At 71.8% G+C, this 18,104-nt stretch carries 15 protein-coding genes; 9 read left to right on the forward strand and 6 right to left on the reverse strand.

What is annotated here, in order from left to right; all coding sequences use genetic code 11:
• The first annotated feature begins 143 nt into the window (after window positions 1-143).
• From ACIBHY_RS27785 to ACIBHY_RS27795, 3 genes are all read left to right on the forward strand, one after another.
• Window positions 144-1,007 carry a hypothetical protein gene (locus ACIBHY_RS27785; protein WP_397245024.1) on the forward strand — a complete coding sequence of 288 codons (864 nt, stop codon included), beginning with the start codon at window positions 144-146 and terminating at the stop codon, window positions 1,005-1,007.
• Between the two features lie 84 nt (window positions 1,008-1,091).
• Window positions 1,092-2,471 (forward strand): MFS transporter, encoded by a 1,380-nt coding sequence (locus ACIBHY_RS27790; RefSeq protein WP_397245027.1) that lies wholly within the window; start codon window positions 1,092-1,094, stop codon window positions 2,469-2,471.
• On the forward strand, window positions 2,429-3,184 hold the full coding sequence (locus ACIBHY_RS27795; RefSeq protein ID WP_397308114.1) for a class I SAM-dependent methyltransferase: 756 nt from the start codon (window positions 2,429-2,431) through the stop codon (window positions 3,182-3,184). Before ACIBHY_RS27790 ends, ACIBHY_RS27795 begins: the two co-directional genes overlap by 43 nt.
• On the opposite strand, the gene ACIBHY_RS27800 is transcribed toward ACIBHY_RS27795, so the two are convergent.
• From ACIBHY_RS27800 to ACIBHY_RS27815, 4 genes are all read right to left on the reverse strand, one after another.
• Window positions 3,181-3,651, reverse strand: a complete 471-nt coding sequence (locus ACIBHY_RS27800) for a hypothetical protein (RefSeq protein WP_397308115.1) — start codon at window positions 3,649-3,651, stop codon at window positions 3,181-3,183. The two genes, ACIBHY_RS27795 and ACIBHY_RS27800, sit on opposite strands and share 4 nt — an antisense overlap.
• A 104-nt stretch (window positions 3,652-3,755) precedes the next feature.
• Complete coding sequence (locus ACIBHY_RS27805) at window positions 3,756-6,329, reverse strand: FtsX-like permease family protein (protein WP_397308116.1); 2,574 nt, start codon at window positions 6,327-6,329, stop codon at window positions 3,756-3,758.
• On the reverse strand, window positions 6,326-7,006 hold the full coding sequence (locus tag ACIBHY_RS27810) for an ABC transporter ATP-binding protein (protein ID WP_397245035.1): 681 nt from the start codon (window positions 7,004-7,006) through the stop codon (window positions 6,326-6,328). Before ACIBHY_RS27810 ends, ACIBHY_RS27805 begins: the two co-directional genes overlap by 4 nt.
• Window positions 7,003-7,515, reverse strand: coding sequence for a PadR family transcriptional regulator (locus ACIBHY_RS27815; RefSeq protein WP_397245038.1), 513 nt, complete (start codon window positions 7,513-7,515; stop codon window positions 7,003-7,005). Before ACIBHY_RS27815 ends, ACIBHY_RS27810 begins: the two co-directional genes overlap by 4 nt.
• Window positions 7,516-7,603: 88 nt before the next feature.
• Here ACIBHY_RS27815 and ACIBHY_RS27820 point away from each other — a divergent pair, with 88 nt between their 5' ends.
• The 4 genes from ACIBHY_RS27820 to ACIBHY_RS27835 all read left to right on the forward strand — a co-directional run bounded on the left by ACIBHY_RS27820 (window position 7,604) and on the right by ACIBHY_RS27835 (window position 12,239).
• Window positions 7,604-8,155, forward strand: coding sequence for an FHA domain-containing protein (locus ACIBHY_RS27820; RefSeq protein WP_397245040.1), 552 nt, complete (start codon window positions 7,604-7,606; stop codon window positions 8,153-8,155).
• A gap of 79 nt (window positions 8,156-8,234) precedes the next feature.
• Entirely contained in the window at window positions 8,235-9,776 is a 1,542-nt protein-coding gene (dacB, locus tag ACIBHY_RS27825; RefSeq protein ID WP_397308117.1) for a D-alanyl-D-alanine carboxypeptidase/D-alanyl-D-alanine-endopeptidase, read from the forward strand.
• Window positions 9,777-10,230: 454 nt separating this feature from the next.
• Window positions 10,231-11,043 carry a CAP domain-containing protein gene (locus ACIBHY_RS27830; RefSeq protein ID WP_397308118.1) on the forward strand — a complete coding sequence of 271 codons (813 nt, stop codon included), beginning with the start codon at window positions 10,231-10,233 and terminating at the stop codon, window positions 11,041-11,043.
• Window positions 11,044-11,306: 263 nt separating this feature from the next.
• Entirely contained in the window at window positions 11,307-12,239 is a 933-nt protein-coding gene (locus ACIBHY_RS27835; RefSeq protein ID WP_397245046.1) for a hypothetical protein, read from the forward strand.
• A 9-nt stretch (window positions 12,240-12,248) separates the two neighbouring features.
• Here the strand turns inward: ACIBHY_RS27835 and ACIBHY_RS27840 are convergent, their stop codons facing one another.
• Window positions 12,249-12,743: a MarR family winged helix-turn-helix transcriptional regulator gene (locus ACIBHY_RS27840; protein WP_397308166.1), complete on the reverse strand. Its 495-nt coding sequence runs from the start codon at window positions 12,741-12,743 to the stop codon at window positions 12,249-12,251.
• A gap of 42 nt (window positions 12,744-12,785) precedes the next feature.
• Between ACIBHY_RS27840 and ACIBHY_RS27845 the strand changes: the two genes are divergently transcribed.
• Entirely contained in the window at window positions 12,786-13,736 is a 951-nt protein-coding gene (locus ACIBHY_RS27845) for an EamA family transporter (RefSeq protein WP_397308119.1), read from the forward strand.
• Here the strand turns inward: ACIBHY_RS27845 and ACIBHY_RS27850 are convergent.
• The gene (locus tag ACIBHY_RS27850) at window positions 13,717-16,467 is read right to left on the reverse strand and encodes an ATP-binding protein (RefSeq protein WP_397308120.1); all 2,751 of its coding nucleotides are present in this window, start codon (window positions 16,465-16,467) and stop codon (window positions 13,717-13,719) included. The genes ACIBHY_RS27845 and ACIBHY_RS27850 overlap by 20 nt on opposite strands.
• A gap of 102 nt (window positions 16,468-16,569) precedes the next feature.
• Here ACIBHY_RS27850 and ACIBHY_RS27855 point away from each other — a divergent pair, with 102 nt between their 5' ends.
• Window positions 16,570-17,979 (forward strand): MFS transporter, encoded by a 1,410-nt coding sequence (locus ACIBHY_RS27855; RefSeq protein ID WP_397308121.1) that lies wholly within the window; start codon window positions 16,570-16,572, stop codon window positions 17,977-17,979.
• Window positions 17,980-18,104 lie beyond the last annotated feature (125 nt).

The following is an 18,104-nucleotide window of genomic DNA, read 5'->3' on the forward strand; positions in this document are numbered from 1 at the left end:
CCGCAGCTGGGACGGGGGATACGAGGGTGACGAGTACCCCACTCCGGGGAAACTCATCCATCCCGCGGCCATCTTTGTCTTGATCGGGAGATTTATTCGCTATTAGCCTGATAAGCCGTGGCCAACTACCTATGGTTCGTCATATGAGCATCGGGAACCCCGCTCTCGCCGACGTGCTCGCCCAGCATGGCAGTCCCCATCGCCTGCTCGGCGCCCTCAGTGATGGTGGAGTCCTCGTTGCCGTGCGGCCAGACCGATCAGTCGTGCTCGGCACGACACAGGCAGGTGACCGAGTACTGCTCGGGTACACCAGCCCGATGACCTACGCCCGGCATCGAGGCAGCCATTCCCTCTCGGCGTGCGACGCCGACACCATCCTGGACATCCAGCGGGTCACCGGGGTGCGCGAGATCGTGATCGACGCTGCCGGGCCCGCCGCGGCAGCCGTACCGATCGACGATCTGCAGCGCTTCCTCAGATCCACCAGGACGGGACCCACACCGGTGCTGTCGGCCGCCGCCCCGGCGGCCTACGCGACGGGTGCGATGGCGACGGTCTCGCGCGGCTCGGACATGTTCCGGCCCGCGCACAAGACCGCCATGATGCCGGAGGCGCCCGCCCAGCCGTGGATCCCGGCGCCGCGCCCGCACCTGTCCGGGCCGATGCAGCAGGTGGATCCCGGCTACCGGCGCTGCACCCACCCCATCCTGCCCGCGCTGCGCCAGGCGATCGCCCAGCTTCTGGCCGACTACCCGCTCGTGCACCACGTGTGGATCTCCGAGGCCCGCACCGCGTCGGGCGCGACGGGGATCATGCTGCACGTGAAGGTGCACATGTCGGCGGCCGAGGACGTGGTGCGCGACCTCCACAGGGGCGCTCGGGCCAGGCTGCCGCAGTTCGCCGCCAGCGGGGCGCCGATCCTGATGGCCCGCGTGGCCGACGCGCGCAGCGAGCAGCGCATGGTGGAGATCGGCGCGCACGTGGTCTGCGCGGACGTCACCGACTGAGCGCGTTCTCCCGGGACCGGGCGGGCGCCGGTTCCGGGCGTTGGGCCTTACCGAGCAAGGGCTCGGTAGGTTTGAATGTAAGGCATGATCGCAACAGCGGCGAACGCCCCCACGGTCCCGCGCGGCGTGCGGCTGGGCTACGGTGTGGGCTCCTTCTGCACGGCGACCTTCGCCGCCGTCCCCGGTCTGCTGCTGCTGTACTACATGACCAACTTCCTGGCGGTGCCCGCCTGGCTGGCCGGAGCGATCGTGGCCGCGCCCAAGGTCTGGGACCTGGTCATCAACCCGCTGGTCGGCCGCTGGTCGGATCGCACCCGATCGCGCCTCGGGCCGCGCCGTCCGTGGATGCTGGCCGGCGCGCTCACGCTGCCGCTGGCCTTCGTCGCCGTCTTCGCCGGTCCGCCGCTGCGCGGCCTGCCCGCCGCCCTCTACGTGGGCGCCTGCTTCCTGCTCGCCGCCACCGCGTACGCGCTGTTCGAGGTCCCGTACAAGGCGATGCCCGCCGAGATGACCGAGGACTACCACGAGCGCACCTCGCTGCTGCAGTGGCGCATGGTCTTCATCGGCGCCGCCACCGCCATCAGCGGCATCCTCGCCCCCTCGATCGTCAACAGCCAGGGCGAGAACGGCACGCTCGGCAGCTACCGCCTCATGGCGGTGACGATCGCGGTGATCATGTTCGCCGCGATGCTCGGCTCCTTCTTCGGTACGGCCCGCGCCCCCATGACCGGCGCCCCGGAACCCGACGGCGGCCGCCTGTGGGAGCAGTTCAAGGCGGTCCGGCGCAACCGGGCCTTCATCTGGCTGCTGGCCCTGAGTTCCACCCAGATGCTGGCCGTCAGCATGATGCTGGCCGCCGCCCCGTACTTCGCCGCGTACACGGTCGGCAACCCCAAGGCGACCACCACGCTCTTCGCGGTGCTGGTCGGGCCGATGCTGCTGACGATGCCGCTCTGGGTCTGGCTGTCGAAGCGCTTCGACAAGCGCGGCGCGATGGTGCTGGCCGCGATGATCTACGCGGGCGGGACGGCGCTGGCCGCGGCCACGCCCGTGCTGGGGCCGGTCTTCGCGCATCTGACGTTGCTCATGGTCGGTGCGGGCATCGCGGGGGTCCAGCTGCTGCAGTTCTCGATGCTGGCCGACGTGGTCGCGGTGGACGCCGCGGTCACCGGCAAACGGCGCGCGGGGGTGTTCACCGGGCTGTGGACGGCCATCGAGAGCGGCATCGCCTCCTTCGGCGCGTTGTTCTTCGGGACGGTGCTGTCGATCGGCGGCTTCATCGAGTCGGATCCGAGCCGCCCGGTCAGGCAACCTGACACTGCGGTTACCGCAGTTTTGCTCGGCCAGACCGTGGTGCCCTCGGTAATCATCCTGTTGTCTGTTTTCATGACATTGAAGTACCGCCTGCCGAGGGACGTCCCATGGACCGATCAAGCCTCTACCACCAGGCCCGCTATGCCCTGAGGCATCCGGACCGGATCTTCCCCCATCTGCGGCGGCTGAGCCGCGACACCTGGCTACGCCTGCGCACCGACGACCACGTGGCCTACTACCGGGCGGTCATGAAGTCCGACACCGCCCGCAGCGCCGAGGCGGCCGTGGGCTCCAAGACGCACGAGCGCTGGATGAGGCTGGGCCAGATGCAGTTCGACTACCTGGTCCGCCACGGCCTGAGCCCCGAGCACCGCATGCTGGAGATCGGCTGCGGCAACCTGCGGGCCGGCCGCCTGTTCATCGACTACCTGGATCCCGGCAACTACTACGGCCTCGACATCTCCCCCGACATCCTCGTCGCCGCCCAGGAGACCCTGGTGACGCACGGGCTGCAGGCCCGCCTGCCGCACCTGACACCGGTACGCGACCTGCGCCTGGGATTCCTGCCCGACGCGCACTTCGACGTCGTGCACGCCCACAGCGTCTTCTCGCACTCGCCGCTGGAGGTCATCGAGGAGTGCCTCCGGCACGTGGGCCGGGTGATGAAGCCCGGGGGGTGGTTCGACTTCACCTTCGACCGCACCGAGGGCAGGGAGCACCAGGTGCTGCGGGAGGACTTCTACTACCGCACCGAGACCCTCGTCGCCCTGGCCGACCGCCACGACCTGGACGCCGTCTTCATGGCCGACTGGGAGAACCTCCGGCACAAGCAGTCGAAGATCCGGGTGACCCGCAGAGGCTAGTCCTCGCCGGTCTCCTTGGGCGGTGGCGGCTGCCATCCGGAGACCTTGAGGGTGAGCGCGTGGACTTCACGGTCGAGCCCCCCAAGCTTGTCCAGCCGCCGATCCACATGGTCGAACCGCACGTTCATCTCATGCCGCAGCCCACCGACCTCGGCATTCATCTCCTTACGCAGCCCACCGATCTCAGCGTGCATCTCCTTACTCAGCCCACCGATCTCAGCGTGCATCTCCTTACGCAAGCCGCCGATCTCGGCATGCATCTCGTTGCGCACACCCGCGAACTCCGCCACCATCTCGTTGCGCAGCCCGCCGAACTCGGCGCGCATCTCATTCCGGAGGCCGCCGATCTCGGCTCTTGTCTCGCCCGCCAAGCCGCTGATCTCGGCCCTGATGGTACGCAAACACAGGCCGATCATGGTGGCCAGAGCCGCCCCCATGAGGCCGATCATGGTCCAGATCTGCGCCATGGTCATCATGCTAGAACCCCCTCCGCCAGGTGTCACCGGTTGGTGACCGACTGTGACAGCCGGGCAGAGGGGGCCGAGGGACCGAACGGGGTTCTGGGGATAACTCAGGCGATGCGGCGCGACAGTGTGAGCCGGGTGCGGGTGGCCGCCCCGGCGATCATCGCCGCCACCACGGGCAGGACGATCACCGTGACGGCCAGCAGGGTCCACGGGATGGCGATCTGACTCAGGCTCATCGACTTCGGTTCCTCGCCGAAGGACCTGTTGGAGAGCTCGGACCAGGCCAAGGCGATGCCCGTGACCGTCCCCGCCCCGAGGCCCACCACGGTGCCGAGCAGCGTGATGTAGGCGGCCTGTGTGGCCACGACCAGCCGCCTGGTGACGGACGGGGCGCCCACCGCCGACATGGTGTCCAGGTCGCGGCGCATGTCGGCCGCCGCCAGCCCGGTGGCGGCGAAGGTGCCGCCGAGGGCCAGGACCAGCGCCGCCACGGCCATGGCCCAGAACAACGCCTCGAAGTCGTTGCGGTAGCCGGTCTCCACCCGGGCGTCGGCGCCCCAGGTCAACGACTCCAGCTCCTTCTTGAACGCCGTCGGGTCGGCGGGTGTGTAGGCGGCGTACAGGCTGCGGGGGCTGACCTGATAACCGGCCTTGGTCAGGGCGGAGGGCGGGACCAGCGCTCCGTTGAGCATCTGGCCGAGCGGACGCACCGTGACCGCGGGCACCGACAGGTTCGGCGCCGCCTCGCCGCTCTCTCCGAGGAAGTCGAGCTCCACCCGGCCGTCCTTCACCGCTTCGGGGTGGAAGACGATCGCCTTCCCCTCCGCCAGAGCCGCCTCGGCCTTGGCGTCTCTGCGGCCCAGGGCGAGGGCGAGCAGGTCCGCGTCACCGACAGGTACGTCGTGCAGGATGAAAGCGTCGGGACACTCCTTGCAGACCTTCACAGGATCAGAAAGCCCGAGCCTGCCGATCCTGCCTTTCTTCGTGCGTACGGCGTAGCCGGGGACGAACGTCGTCCCCGAATACCTCTTCTCCACCGACGCCCGGAGCTCCGCCCAGCCCCGGTCGTCCGCGGTGACCGCCGAGACGGAGACCGTGCCCACGGGCATCCTGGCGTCGTAACTGTCGCGTGACTGCTCGTCCAGGCTGGTGAAGGCGATGCCCACCGCCACCAGCGTGGTGGTCACGCCCATGACCGCGGCGGCGGCGGAAGCCGTACGGACGCGATGGCGGGTGGCGTCGCGGACGGACAGGCGCAGCGAGAGCGGCAGCCGCGCGGCCAGGCCGGCGCTGCGGCGGACCAGCCAGGGCATGAGGGCGACCAGCCCGAGCTGCACCAGTACGGCCGCGGCCAGGACCATCGTGTAGAACGACCGGAGCGCGAAGTACGTGGCGACCAGACCGGCGAGCACGAGGACCAGCCCGAGCACGGGCTTGCCGGCGCGCTCGCGCGGCATGACGTCCTCGCGCCCCGCGAGCACGTCGGCGGGGGACTGCCGGGCGGCCTGGACGGCCGGCACGAGGGCGGCGATGACGCCGCTGGCCAGTCCGAGCAGGGCGATGCCCGCCACGTACAGCCATGGGATGTCGATCGGGCCCACGGTCGACACGAAGGGCATGATCGACGGTCCCGCCACGCCCGCGGCGAGGCCGAGCACGAGGCCGGCGACGGTCGCGCTCCCGCCCAGGAGGAGGCCGTCGGCCAGGACGATCGTACGCAGATGGCCGGGCGAGGCTCCTTGGGCGGCATACACGGCCAGTTCCCTGCGCCGGCGCCGCAGGGAGACCGCGAAGGCGGGCCCGGCCAGCAGTACGGTCTCCAGCACGATCATGACGACGCCCGCGCCGAGGGTGATGACGTTGATCACGGTGCGGTCGTCCGGCCCGCTGAACGTGCGCTCGAAGGACGTGCCGCTCGGCGGGTCGGTGATGACGGCGCGCGAGTGCACGGCCAGGCCGGCCTGATTGAGCTTTTCCACGGCGGGCCAGAGCACCGGGGCGTCGGCGTCGAGGAGGAAGCCGGTCCCCTGGCCGTCGCGCTTGTCGAACAGGATGGTGCCGCGCGGGGCCACGAGCTCGGTCCTGTGGGGCTCGAACGGGTGCGTGACCACGCCGACCACCTTCACCGGCCGGTACCGCCTGCTCACCTGGAGGGTGTCACCGAGCCGCATCCCTCTGCCGGCGAGCGCGGACGAGACGGCGACCTCGCCGGGCGCCGCGGGGAAGCGGCCCGCGGCCAGTTCGCGCATGCCGCGGGTCATGGGGTCGCGCAGGTCGATCTCGAGCGCGGACACGTTCATGTGGGTCGCGCCCGTGCGGACGTCGACCGAGCCGTTGTCGTAGGTGATCAGGCGGCCCCGCACCATCGCCGCGAGCTGTTCGATCCTCCATTCGCCGAGCTCGGCGTCCGCGTCGTCGTCGGCGAAGGAGGCGAGGTCTCCGGAGACGTGCTGAACGACCGGCCCGCGGGTGTGCTGCGTGATGATCTGGGCGTCGGCCGACCCGAGTCGCGTGGCCAGGCCCTCGCGGAAGCTCACCTGACTCGTGTCGATGCCGATCAGCAGGGCGGTGAAGACGAAGACCGGCAGCGCGATCATCACCATGACCAGCGCGCTGCGCCCCTTGGCGCCCAGGCTGTCTCTTCGTGAGATGCGCAGCGCGGCGCGGAAGGCGCTCATCGGGCGCTCTCCAGCGGGACCGCGGTCGAGTCCGCGATCTCGCCGTCGCGCAGGAAGACCACTCTGTCGGCCCAGCCGGCGTACCGGGGCTCGTGGGTGACCAGGAGGACGGCCGCCCCGGCGTCGCAGCGCCCGCGGAGCAGTTGGAGGATCTCGTCGCCGGTGGCGGTGTCGAGAGCGCCGGTCGGCTCGTCGGCCAGCAGCAGGCGGCGCTCTCCGACCAGGGCGCGGGCGATGGCCACGCGCTGGCGCTGGCCGCCGGACAACTCCTGGGGGAAGCGCTCGGCGATGTGGTCGAGCGCCACCTCGGCCAGCACGGCCAGGGCCTCCTCTCGGGCCTGCCGGGTACGCACGCCGTCGAGCTCGCGCGGCAGCATCACGTTCTCGGCCGCGGTGAGGGCGGGGATGAGGTTGAGGTCCTGGAAGACATATCCGACGCTACGCCGCCGCAGCGCGGCCACGTCCCTCACCCCGGCCAGGTCGTGTCCCTCGATCACGACGCGGCCCGAGGTGGGCCGGTCGAGCCCGCCGGCGAGGTTGAGCAGAGTCGACTTGCCGGAGCCCGACGGGCCCATCACCGCGACCAGCTCGCCGGGCGAGACGTCGAGATTCACCCCGTTGAGCGCGTGCACCCCCTCGTGCACGCGGGCCACGTCCTGCAGACTCACCACGGTCATGCCTTCTTCTCCTTGAGAACGGCCTCGCAGTGGTCCAGCCAGCGCTGTTCCGCCTCGGCCTTGAAGATCGTCGAATCGAGGACGAGCCGCTGTGCGAGCCCGCCGGTGTGGGCCCGTTTGGCCCTGGTCAGCTCCTGCAGCGCGCGCATCGTGGCGGCGCGCTGGGTGAAGATGACGCCGGCCACGTCCGTGTCCTGGGCGGCGACGGCCATGGCCAGTTTGATCACGAGCTCGTCCCGAGGCCGGTCGGACTGGGCGACGGGGGTGCTGAACCATCGCTCCAGGTCCTCCCGACCGGCCTCGGTGATCGTGTAGACGGATCGCCCCTGGTCGTCGGCGCCGCCGGGCTCGACCAGTCCGTCACGTTCCATGCGCGAGAGCGTCGTGTAGACCTGGCCGATGTTCAGGGGCCAGGTCGCCCCCGTCGACGCCTCGAACTCCTGCTTGAGCTGGTAGCCGTAACGCGGCCCAGCGCTCAGGAGCGCCAGCATTCCGTGTCTGATCGACATGGATACTGAGTATGCATACTCAGTATGCGTATCGCAAGAGATCCGCGTATTCTGGACAGGGAACGCTCCTCAGGCCGATACTCAGGGAATGAGCTCGACGCATCCCCCGTTCCGCGCATCCGACGGGGAACGTGATCGCGCGATCAACGAGCTCCGTGACCGCGCAGTCGAGGGACGCATCTCTCACGACACTTTCGTCGGCAGGGTGGATCAGGCGTTGCGCGCGCAGAACCGCTACGAGCTCGACGAACTGGTCGCCGACCTGCCGCGCAGAGCCACCCTGCGGCAGCGGCTCACCGACATGGTCTCGGCCGTGTCCGACCTCACGACCCGCGTGCAGGCCGCGTGGCGGCGTCCGCGTCTGCCCCGGCTGGCGCTGCCGGACGACGAGCGGATCCGCTACGTCGTGGGCCGCGGCTCGGCCTGCGACCTCGTGCTCTCGGACCTGACCGTCTCACGCATCCACGCGGAGCTGCGGCGCGAGGACGACGGCGGATGGATGCTGGTCGACCTGGGCTCGCTCAACGGCACCCGGCTGAACGGCTGGCGCCTGGTGGGCCCGGCGAAGGTACGCTCGGGTGACGAGATCTCCTTCGGCGACTGCGGCTTCCTTCTGACCTCGGGTCAACCCTCCGCCTAAAATACGGATATTTGCGGATTACAGGCTTCCCGCGCTGTTCGATGATCCGAGCGAGTCCTCTCAGCTCTTTGGAGATCACATGCGGCGCACCTCCGCCTCCCTCGCCGCGGGCGCGCTCGTCGCGGCCCTCGCGTGGGCTTCCTCACCCGCCACACCGGCCACCGCGCTCGACCCCGCCGCCGGCGTGGCCGACCTGGCCACCGACATCAACAAGATCCTCGCCGACTCCCGCCTCACCGTCGCCCGCGCGGGCGTCGTGGTGAAGAGCGCGGCCAACGGCGAGGAGCTCTACGCCACCGACGCCGGCAAGTTACTCACCCCCGCCTCCAATACGAAGCTGTTCACCGCCGCCGCGGCCGCCGAGACGCTCGGTCTCGACTACCGCTTCACTACCTCCGTACTGTCCTCCGGCCGCAAGGTCGGCTCCGTCCTCACCGGCGACCTCGTCCTGCGCGGCACCGGCGACCCGACCATCCTCGCCGAGGACTACGACCGCCTGGCCGCCGCCGTAGCGGGCAAGGGCATCAAGCTCGTCACCGGCAGGCTCGTCGCCGACGACACCTGGTTCGACGGCCAGCGCCTCGGCAACGACTGGGCCTGGGACGACGAGACCGCGTACTACGCCGCGCCGATCTCGGCCCTGACCGCCTCCCCCGACCGCGACTACGACGCCGGCTCCATCGTCGTCTCGGTCGCCGCCGACGGCTCGGCGGTGAAGGTCTCCACGACGCCCGAGGCGGACTACTTCAAGATCGTCAACCGGGCCACCGTGGGCGCCGAGACCAACGTGCTGATCGAACGCCAGCACGGCACCAGGACCGTCGTCATTACCGGCACCGTGGCCGGCCCGTACGACGAGTGGGTGGCGGTCGACGACCCCACGGCCTACGTGTCCACGCTGTTCCGCAAGGCGCTGGCCAAGCACGGGGTGAAGGTCCTCGGCCCGACCACCTCCGCCGCCGCGCCCTCCGGCGCCGCCGAGCTGGCAAAGCACGAGTCGATGCCGCTGAACGAGCTGCTGGTGCCGTTCATGAAGCTGAGCAACAACATCCACGCCGAGATCCTCGTCAAGGCGATGGGCCGCAAGGTCGCCGGACAGGGCACCTGGCCGGCCGGGCTCAAGGTCGCCACCGACTTCGCCAAGGCCAACGGCGCCCAGGTCCTCAACATGCGCGACGGCTCCGGCCTGTCCCGCCGCGACGCCTTCACGCCCACGTCGATCACGCAGCTGCTGAGCGCGGTGCGGGCCAAGCCGTGGTTCCCCGCGTACTACGACTCGCTGCCGATCGCGGGCGAGCAGGACCGCTTCGTGGGCGGAACGCTGCGCAGCCGCATGCGCGGCACCCCGGCCGCCGGAAACGTCCACGCCAAGACGGGCTCGCTCACCGGCGTCACCTCCCTGTCCGGCTATGTGACCAGCGCGGACGGGGAGCCGCTGGTGTTCTCGATCATGCTCAACCAGTACCTGTCCGGGGCCCCGAAGGACATCGAAGACAAGATCGCCATCCGCCTGGCCCAGTTCTCCCGCACCAACCCCACGACGTCGGCTGAGCTTCGTTCGTCCAGCCCCTCGCCGTCCGGCGATCTCGAGTGCTCCTGGCTGAAGCCCGCCGTCTGCTGACCCCCCTCCATCCGTTACGGCAAGCCACCCCGCCCCCACCCCCCGCACGGGGCTGGGGGCATTCCAGGGTCACGGCAGGCAGGCCGCGCCTGGCGGGCCGCCGTTACGCCCGCCCTGCCGGCCGGTCGAGGCGGGCCGTTGCGGCGGGGACCACGTCCGACGTGAGAAGCGATCCCCACGATCGGCCTCCGCGCACGGCGGCGGGTGGGGGTGGGGCGGCTTGCCGTAATCCCAATTCGGGGGAGACGCGCGGCCGGGGATCTAGGTTTACCCAGGTGCGGGGGAGTTTTGTTACGAATGGGACACCTGGGACTCCAGGTATAGGACGGTTTTTCGGGACATGCCCGATGTGTGCGCACCAGAATGCGGGTTCGAAGCAGCGTCTAACCCCCCATCGGAGGACAACGTGCGCAGACAGCTCCAGGCACTTGCCTGCCTCGGAAGTCTGGCGGCATTGAGCACTCCCGTCACCGCCGCCCACGCCGCCACCCCCACCACCGGCGCGGAGCTCTGCCAGATCGTCGCGGCCAAGCCGTACATCGACGGCAAGGGCATGGTGCGCGGGGCTGCCGCGCGCAAGGGCTGCGACGACCCCGCCCGCCTGCGGGTACGGATCAAGCAGGCCCGTCCGGGCCCCGACCGCACCGTCAAGAGCGGCTCCAAGGTCATCACCAACGGCAGCATCGTGGCCGGAATCCGTTGCACCACCACCCCCCGCACCTTCTACGTGATCGCCCTCGACTCCACCGGCCAGACCAGCAGGTCCAAGCCCGTGCGGCTGTCGTGCTCCACCACCCCGACCCCGACACCCACCACCCCCGCGCCGTCGCCCACCCCCACGGGCACCCCGGCTCCCACACCCGCCCCCACGAACGGCGGCGGCGTCGGTTCGGCCGTGGAGGAAGAGGTCGTCAAGCTCACCAACGCCGCCCGTGCGGCCGGCGGCTGCAAGCCCCTCACGCACGACCCCAAGCTGAACGCCGCGGCCAGGGGCCACTCGGCCGACATGGCCGCGAAGGGCTACTTCTCCCACACCTCCCAGGACGGCCGCTCCCCCGGTGACCGCATCAAGGCCGCCGGGTTCGGCTCGATGAGCGCGTGGGGCGAGAACATCGCCATGGGCCAGCGCACCGCCGCCTCCGTCGTGGACGGCTGGATGAAGAGCCCCGGCCACAAGGCGAACATCATGAACTGCAACTACACCCACATCGGCGCCGGCCAGGACCCCAAGGGCCCGCACTGGACCCAGGTCTTCGCCCGCCGCTGACCCCGCCCCAGCCACGGGAGCGCCGGGCGGCCTCCTCCGTGCGCGAAGCGCCGGAATCCCACCTCGCCCAGGCGTTCCCCTTCATGCGGGCCCGCCCTCCGTCCCTACCGCACAGGGATCGGGGGCGGGCCCGCGCCCTCGCCGCCCCTGCCGCACAGGGGCCGGAGGGCCGTTCAAGCGGTCCGCGCCCCCGGACACCCTGCCGCCACTCCCCCTCAGCGGTACGGCGGGCGGCGCGGACCGCCGGACTTGACCCTCACACCGTGGCAGGCCGTTCACTGACCGGCATGCTCACCTACCTGGGCTCCGGCCCCTACTGCTACAGCAACTCGCTCGCGATGGCACTCGGCGAGCACGCGCCACCCGTGGCCGTCATCGAAACCCTGACCGGCTCCGCGTTCGGAGCACAGCTCATCGGCGGCGACACCCCCTTCTTCGACCCGTACGCCTGGGACCCCGAGATCGGCCTGGACACGGCGATCGACGCGCTCGGCTGGACCTGCGTACGCACCTCCGGCGGCACCCCTGCGGAAGCCCTGGCCCGCCTGCGCGCCACCGGCGGCCCCGCCCTGGCCGGCCCGCTCGACATGGAACTGCTGACCTACTCCCCGGAACCCGGCGGCGACCACTACGTCATGGTGCTCGCCGTGGACGACGACACCGTCCTCCTCCACGACCCGGAGGGCTTCCCGTACGCCACGCTGCCAGTCGAGGACTTCCTCAAGTCCTGGCAGGCCGAGTCCGTCACCTACGAATCCGAGGGCTTCGTCCTGCGCACCGGCTTCACCCGGGTCCGCGAGGTGCCGTTCATGGACGCGCTGCGCGACTCGCTGCCCGGCGCGGCCCGCTGGCTGGCGGGACGCGACGACCTGCCGGTCCCACCGGGCACTCTCGGCGGCGCCGAGGCCGTGCACGCGCTCGCCGGCCTGGTGGAGTCCGGGTTGCCGCCGCAGACCCGTGGGCTGCTGACCGGCTTCGCGATCAGGGTCGGCGTGCGCCGCCTGTCCGACGCGTCGCACTGCCTCGGCCTGCTCGGCCTGCCGGAGTCCGCCGCGGTGGCCCGCGACCAGGCCCGCCTGCTGGGCGCCTTCCAGTACCCGCTCACCACGGGCGACAACCCGGCCGCGGCGACGGCACTGCGCCGCCTCGCCCCGACCTACGCGACCCTGCACGACAAGCTGCGGGCCGGCAGGTAAAACCCAAGGTCAGCCGTCCAGGAGGGCGAGAAGGTCGCGCAGCATGGCGGGCAGTTGCTCCCGCTCCCGGCGCGGGAGCCGCTCGAACACCTCGCACTGCGCCGCCAGCCCCGCCGTGACCGCCTGGTCGGCCACCTCCAGCCCGCGCGCCGTCAGCGTGATCACGAGGCCGCGCCGGTCGTCGGGGTCGGGTGAGCGGGCGACCAGGCCGGCCTTCTCCAGCCGGTCGAGCCGCCCGGTCATCCCGCCGGAGGTCAGCATCAGCGACGCCGCCAGCGCCTTGGGCGACAACTGGTACGGCTCGCCCGACCGTCGCAACGTGGCCACCACGTCGAACTCGCCCCGGCTGATCCCGAACCGCGCATGAACCTTCTCCTGCCGGGCCCCCATCCGCTGTGAGATGCGGTAGATCCGCCCGAACACCTCCATGGCCTGGGTGTCCAGGTCGGGCCGCTCTTGGGCCCACTGCTCGATGATGCGGTCGACGTCGTCCACGGTTCCCATATTAGCTTGCATCTAAGTAGCTTAATGCTAAGATACTTAGATATGAGAGACTTTCGGCTTGTCGCCTTCACCGCGGTCGCACCCGCGCTCTGGGGCACCACCTACCTCGTGACCACCGAGTTCCTGCCCGCGAACAGGCCGCTGCTGGCCGCCGCCATCCGCGCCTTGCCCGCCGGGCTGCTGCTGATCGCCACCGTGGCCCTGCTCGCCGGACGGCTGGCGCTGCCGAAACGCGCGTGGTGGTGGCGTTCGGCCTTGCTCGGGTTCCTGAACATCGGCTTGTTCTTCGCCTTGCTCTTCATCGGCGCCTACCGGCTGCCCGGCGGCGTGGCCGCGGTCCTCGGGGCGTTGGGTCCTTTCGTGGTGGCCGCCTTGGCGTACCTGCTGCTGCGTGAACGGCCGGGCGGACGGGCCATGCTCGGCGCGGTCATCGGCGTGGCCGGAGTGGCGCTCCTCGTGCTCCGCTCCACGGTCGCGCTGGACGCGATCGGCCTGGCGGCGGCGGCCGCGGGGATGGGCGTGATGTCCCTGGGCACCGTACTGGGCCGCCGCTGGGGCGCGCCCGAGGGCTTCGCGAACCGCTCCACCGCGCTGCTGGCGCTGACCGGCTGGCAACTGACGTGGGGCGGGCTTCTGCTGGTGCCGTTCATGTTCCTGATCGAGGGCGCGCTGCCGTCCTTCACCCTCACCAACCTCGGCGGCTACGCCTACCTCACGCTCGTCGGCACCGCGCTGGCGTACGTCCTGTGGTTCCGCGGCGTCACCACGCTCGCGCCCACCCGGGTCACGGTCCTCGCACTGCTCAGCCCGGTGGTGGCGGCCGTTCTGGGCTGGGCCGCGCTCGGCCAGTCGCTGTCGCCCGGTCAGCTTCTCGGCGCCGTGGCGGTCCTGGGCGCGATCCTGCTGGGCGCCTCCCGGCCGCGCCGCCGCACCGAGCCGCCCGCCGGTCCGGCGGCCGAGCCCCTGGCCTCGGCTAAGCGAGCGTCAGCCTGATCAGCTCTCTGCGCGAGGAGATGCCGAGCTTGGGATAGGCCTTGTAGAGGTGGTACTCGACGGTCCGCGGGCTCAGGAACAGCTTGGCCGCGATCTCCCTGCTGCTGGCTCCGTCGGCCGCCAGCCGTACCACCTGGAGCTCCTGCGGCGTCAGGCGGTCGAGCAGGTCCGCGGCGGCGGGCGTCGCGGCGGAACCACCGGCGATCCGCAACTCGGCGCGCGCCCGCTCGGCCCACGGCCGCGCGCGCAGCCGTTCGAACGTCTCCAAGGCCGACCCCAGCAACCCCCTCGCGTCGGCGCGGCGCCGCTCACGCCGCAACCACTCGCCGTAGAGGAGCTCGGTCCGCGCGCGCTCGAAGGGCCGGCTCGTCCCTTCATGCAGCTGTACGGCCCGCGCGAAGTGAGCCTCGTCCTCGGTCAGCAACGCCAGGCAGCGCTCGGCCATCGACAGCGCCCAGGGCTGCCCGCCCGCGGCCGACCACTCGCGCAGCCCGCGCAACGGCTCCCGCGCCGCCTCCGGCGCGCCGGCCCTGACGGCGGCCTCCACGAGATCCCCGGTCGCTCCCATGAGCACGCCCGCGTGCCCGCCGGGCCCGCGCCGGGCGGCGAGCAGGCGGTCGAGCGCCTCCTGGGGACGTCCGAGGCCCAGGTCGAGCAGGCTCAGCATCGTGTCGGCGGCGACCCGGCCCGTGGCGGTGGAGTGGCGGGTGAGTTCCAGGCAGCGTTCCTCGTCGCCCTCGATCGCGGCGATCCTGGCCAGGACCGTGTCGAGCTGCCCGGCCCGTCGCCGCAGCCCGGTGTCGCGGGCGATCGCCGCCGCCTCGGCCACGGACGCCTCGGCGTCGCGGTGGAGCCCGGCCACGACCTGTATCTGGGCGAGCGCCTGGAGGGCGTCCGGCAGCGCGCCGACCAGGCCGTAGCGGCGGCACATGGCCACCTCCTCGGCCGCCCCGGCGAGCGTGGCGTCGTCGTCGCCCACGATCCAGCCCAGGTGCACGGCCCGCATCCGTGGTACGCCGTCCTCCCGCGCGGCGCTCCTGAGCAGGCGGACACCCTCGGAGTGGTCGCCGGAGATCAGGGCGGCCATGCCGCGCGCCGCCGGGTCCGGCCGTCCCAGGTCACGCAGCCGGTCGGCGGCCACGGCCACGATGTCCGGCATCCCGGCGAACCAGGCGTAGTCGGCCGCGGTGCGCAACATCCCGGCCGCCACGTCCACGGGCGCCGATCCGGCGGCCTCCACGAGGATGGCGGCGGCGTCACCGGCGTCGCCGCGTTCGAGCTCCACCGCGGCCCGCACCCGCGCCGCCGTCGCCGGAGCGGGCCCTTCTGAGGTGAGTGCGCGGGTCTGCCCGGCCAGGTCGGCGGCGACGTCCACGTCACCGGCGGACAGGGCGAGCGTGGCGGCCTCGGCCAGGCGTACGGCGCGTTCGTCCGGGGCGGGGGTGAGGTGGGCGGCCTGCCGGTAGAGGTGCGCGGCGGCGGCGCAGGCGGTGCGGAGCCTGGCGCGCTCGGCGGCTGCCACCAGTTCCGCCGCGGTCTCCTCGTCGGGGGCGATCGTGACCAGGGACAGGTGCAGGGCGCGGGTGTCGAGGTCGTCGGCCGCGCCCGCCAGCGCCCGGTGCGCGGCCATCCGCCGTGCCATGGGCATGCCGCGATAGGCGGCGGTGGCGATCAGCGGGTGCCGGAAGGCGATCCCGGCGCCGGTGACCCGGATCAGGGCGGCGCGCTCGGCGGGCTGCAGATCGTCGAGCCCCACCCCAAGCTCCTTCCCCGCCGCCAGCACCGCCCGCAGATCCCGCCCATCTCGCGCATCTCGCGCAGAAGCACCGGAAGGGCTTGAGTGGCCGGAAGCACCTGAGGAGTCGGCGTGGCCGGACGAGCCGGCGTGGCTGTAGGAGCCGGAGGGGCCGGCCTCGACGTGGGCGCTGCCCGCGGCGGCCGCGAGCAGCAGCATGAGCTGCGTCCGCTCCGGCAGCACCGCGATCTGCGCCCGGAAGGCCGCCAGCACCCGATCGGCCACCGGCAGCGGCTCGCCCCGCCCACCCTCGGGAGCGGCGGCGGCGAACTCCCGCAACGCCAGCGGGTTGCCGCCCGACTCGGCCAGGACACGTTCCCGCAACGCGGGCGCCAGCCCGTACGCGCCCAGCAGCCGGCCGGCGTCATCGGCCCCGAGCCGGCCGGGCCGCAGCTCGGCCAGTCCCGGCGCGTCGAACCCCTCCTGCCGCGCGGCGAACACCATGGCCACCCCGTCCGCGCCGAGCCGCCTGGCGGCGAAGGTCAGCGCGTCCGTGCTGGCCCGGTCCAGCCATTGCGCGTCGTCCACCAGGCACAACACCGCCCGATCGACGGCCAGCTCCGCCAGCAGCGTCAGCACGGCCAGCCCGATCCTGAACCGGTCGCCGGGCGCCCCGTCGGCCGCCGGACCGCCCAGGACGGAGTGCAGCGCGCGGGCCTGGGCCTCAGGCAGGTCATCCAGGCGCGACTGCACCGGCCACAGCAGCCCGACCAGCCCGGCGAAGGCGAGGTCGGCCTCCGCCTCGATGCCGGTCACCCTGACCACCAGCAGCCCGGCCGCCGCCGCCCGCTCGGCGGTCCAGTCGAGCAGCGCCGACTTGCCGATCCCCGCCTCGCCGCGCAGGACCAGCGCCCCGCTGCGTCCCTCCAGGGCATCGGTGACCAAGGCCCCGAGCGCGGCCTGCTCGGCGTGCCTGCCGTGCAGCACGTGGCCCACCGGACACCCCCGAAGTTCCGTAACCCAACCCAGAAATCCTACTGATTCGCGGTACGTAGACCTTTCCTACGGTGGTGACCAGCCGTTTTAAGGAGTTTGACCGTGAATGAGAAACGTGGGCTGAGCCTGGCTCTCCTGGCGTTCGCCAACCTGATCACCTCCCTGGATTTCACCATCGTCTACGTCGCCTTGCCGGACATCGCGCGGGAGGTCGGGTTCACCCCGCACTCGCTGCAGTGGGTGGTGAGCGCCTACGCGGTGCTGTTCGGCGGGTTCCTGCTGCTCGGCGGCCGGTTGGCGGACCTGGTGGGCCGGCGCAGGATGTTCGCCGCCGGCCTCAGCCTGTACGGCGTGGGCTCGCTGCTCGGCGGCCTGGCCCCCTCTCCCGCCCTGCTGATCGTGGCCAGGATGCTCCAGGGCCTCGGCGGGGCGATCCTCGCACCGGCCACGCTTTCCCTGGTCAACACCATGTTCCCGGCCGGCAGGGCCCGTACCAGAGCATTGACCGTGTGGGCGACCGGCGGTGCGGCGGGGCTGAGCCTCGGCTCGCTGCTCGGCGGCGCGCTCACCAACTGGCTCGGCTGGCAGTGGGTCTTCTTCGTCAACGTGCCGCTGGCCCTCATCGGCCTCGCCCTCGCGCCCGGCCTGCTGGTCGCCGACGGCGCGCGGGAGCGCGGGCGGACCTTCGACCTGCCCGGCGCCCTCACCGGTACGGCCGGCGTCACGCTCCTGGTGTTCGCCGTCGCCCAGGGCCCGGAGGCGGGCTGGACCTCGGCCCCGGTGATCGTCTCTGCCCTGCTGGCCGTGGTCCTGCTGGCGGCGTTCCTGCTGGTGGAGAAGCGCAGCTCCAGCCCCCTGATGCCGCTGAGGCTGTTCGGCAACCGGAGCCTGAGCGCCGCCGCCGTGGTCATCCTGGTGTTCGGGCTGACCCTGCAGGCGATCCCGTACTTCCTCACGCTGTACTTCCAGGGCGTGCTCGGGTTCAGCGCGCTGCAGACCGGGGTCGCCTTCCTCGGCCCGACCCTGTCCATCACTTTCGGCAACACGATCAGCGAACGCCTGATCGGCCGGCTCGGCACCAGGACCACGCTCATCGCCGGTCTCGTCGCGGGCGCGGCGGGCAGCGCGCTGCTCGGGCCGGGCATGACGGCGGACGGGTCGTACCTGACCGTGCTGGCCGGCATCGTGGTCGTCGGCCTGGGGATGGGCCTGATCTACCCGGCCATGTTCAACGCGGTGGGCAGCGGCGTGGACGGCTCCGAGCAGGGCACCGCCTCCGGCATCGCCAACACCGCGCTCCAGGTGGGCTCAGGCGCCGGGCTGGCGGTGCTGGTGGCCGTGGCCAACGCCGGGCTGGGCGGGCTGTCCGGTGAGGCGCTGCGCGCGGCCACCGCCGACGGCCTCGCGGTCGCCGCCTACGTCGCCGCCGCCGGATCGCTGGTCGGCGTCCTGGCCGCGCTGCGCCTGCCCGGTCAGTCCAGGACCCCGGTCCTGGCGGAGGAGAGCGTCTAGACGCCTGAGGGGTGGGGGGGGGGGGGGGGGCGCCCCCCCCCCCGGCGCGGGGGGGGGGGGGGGCCCCAACAGAAAGACGGCCCAGCCGCGGGCGGGCGAGAAGCGCGAGGGGGGGGCGGGCACCC

It is taken from the genome of Nonomuraea sp. NPDC050547 (assembly GCF_044457345.1).
GTDB lineage: Bacteria > Actinomycetota > Actinomycetes > Streptosporangiales > Streptosporangiaceae > Nonomuraea.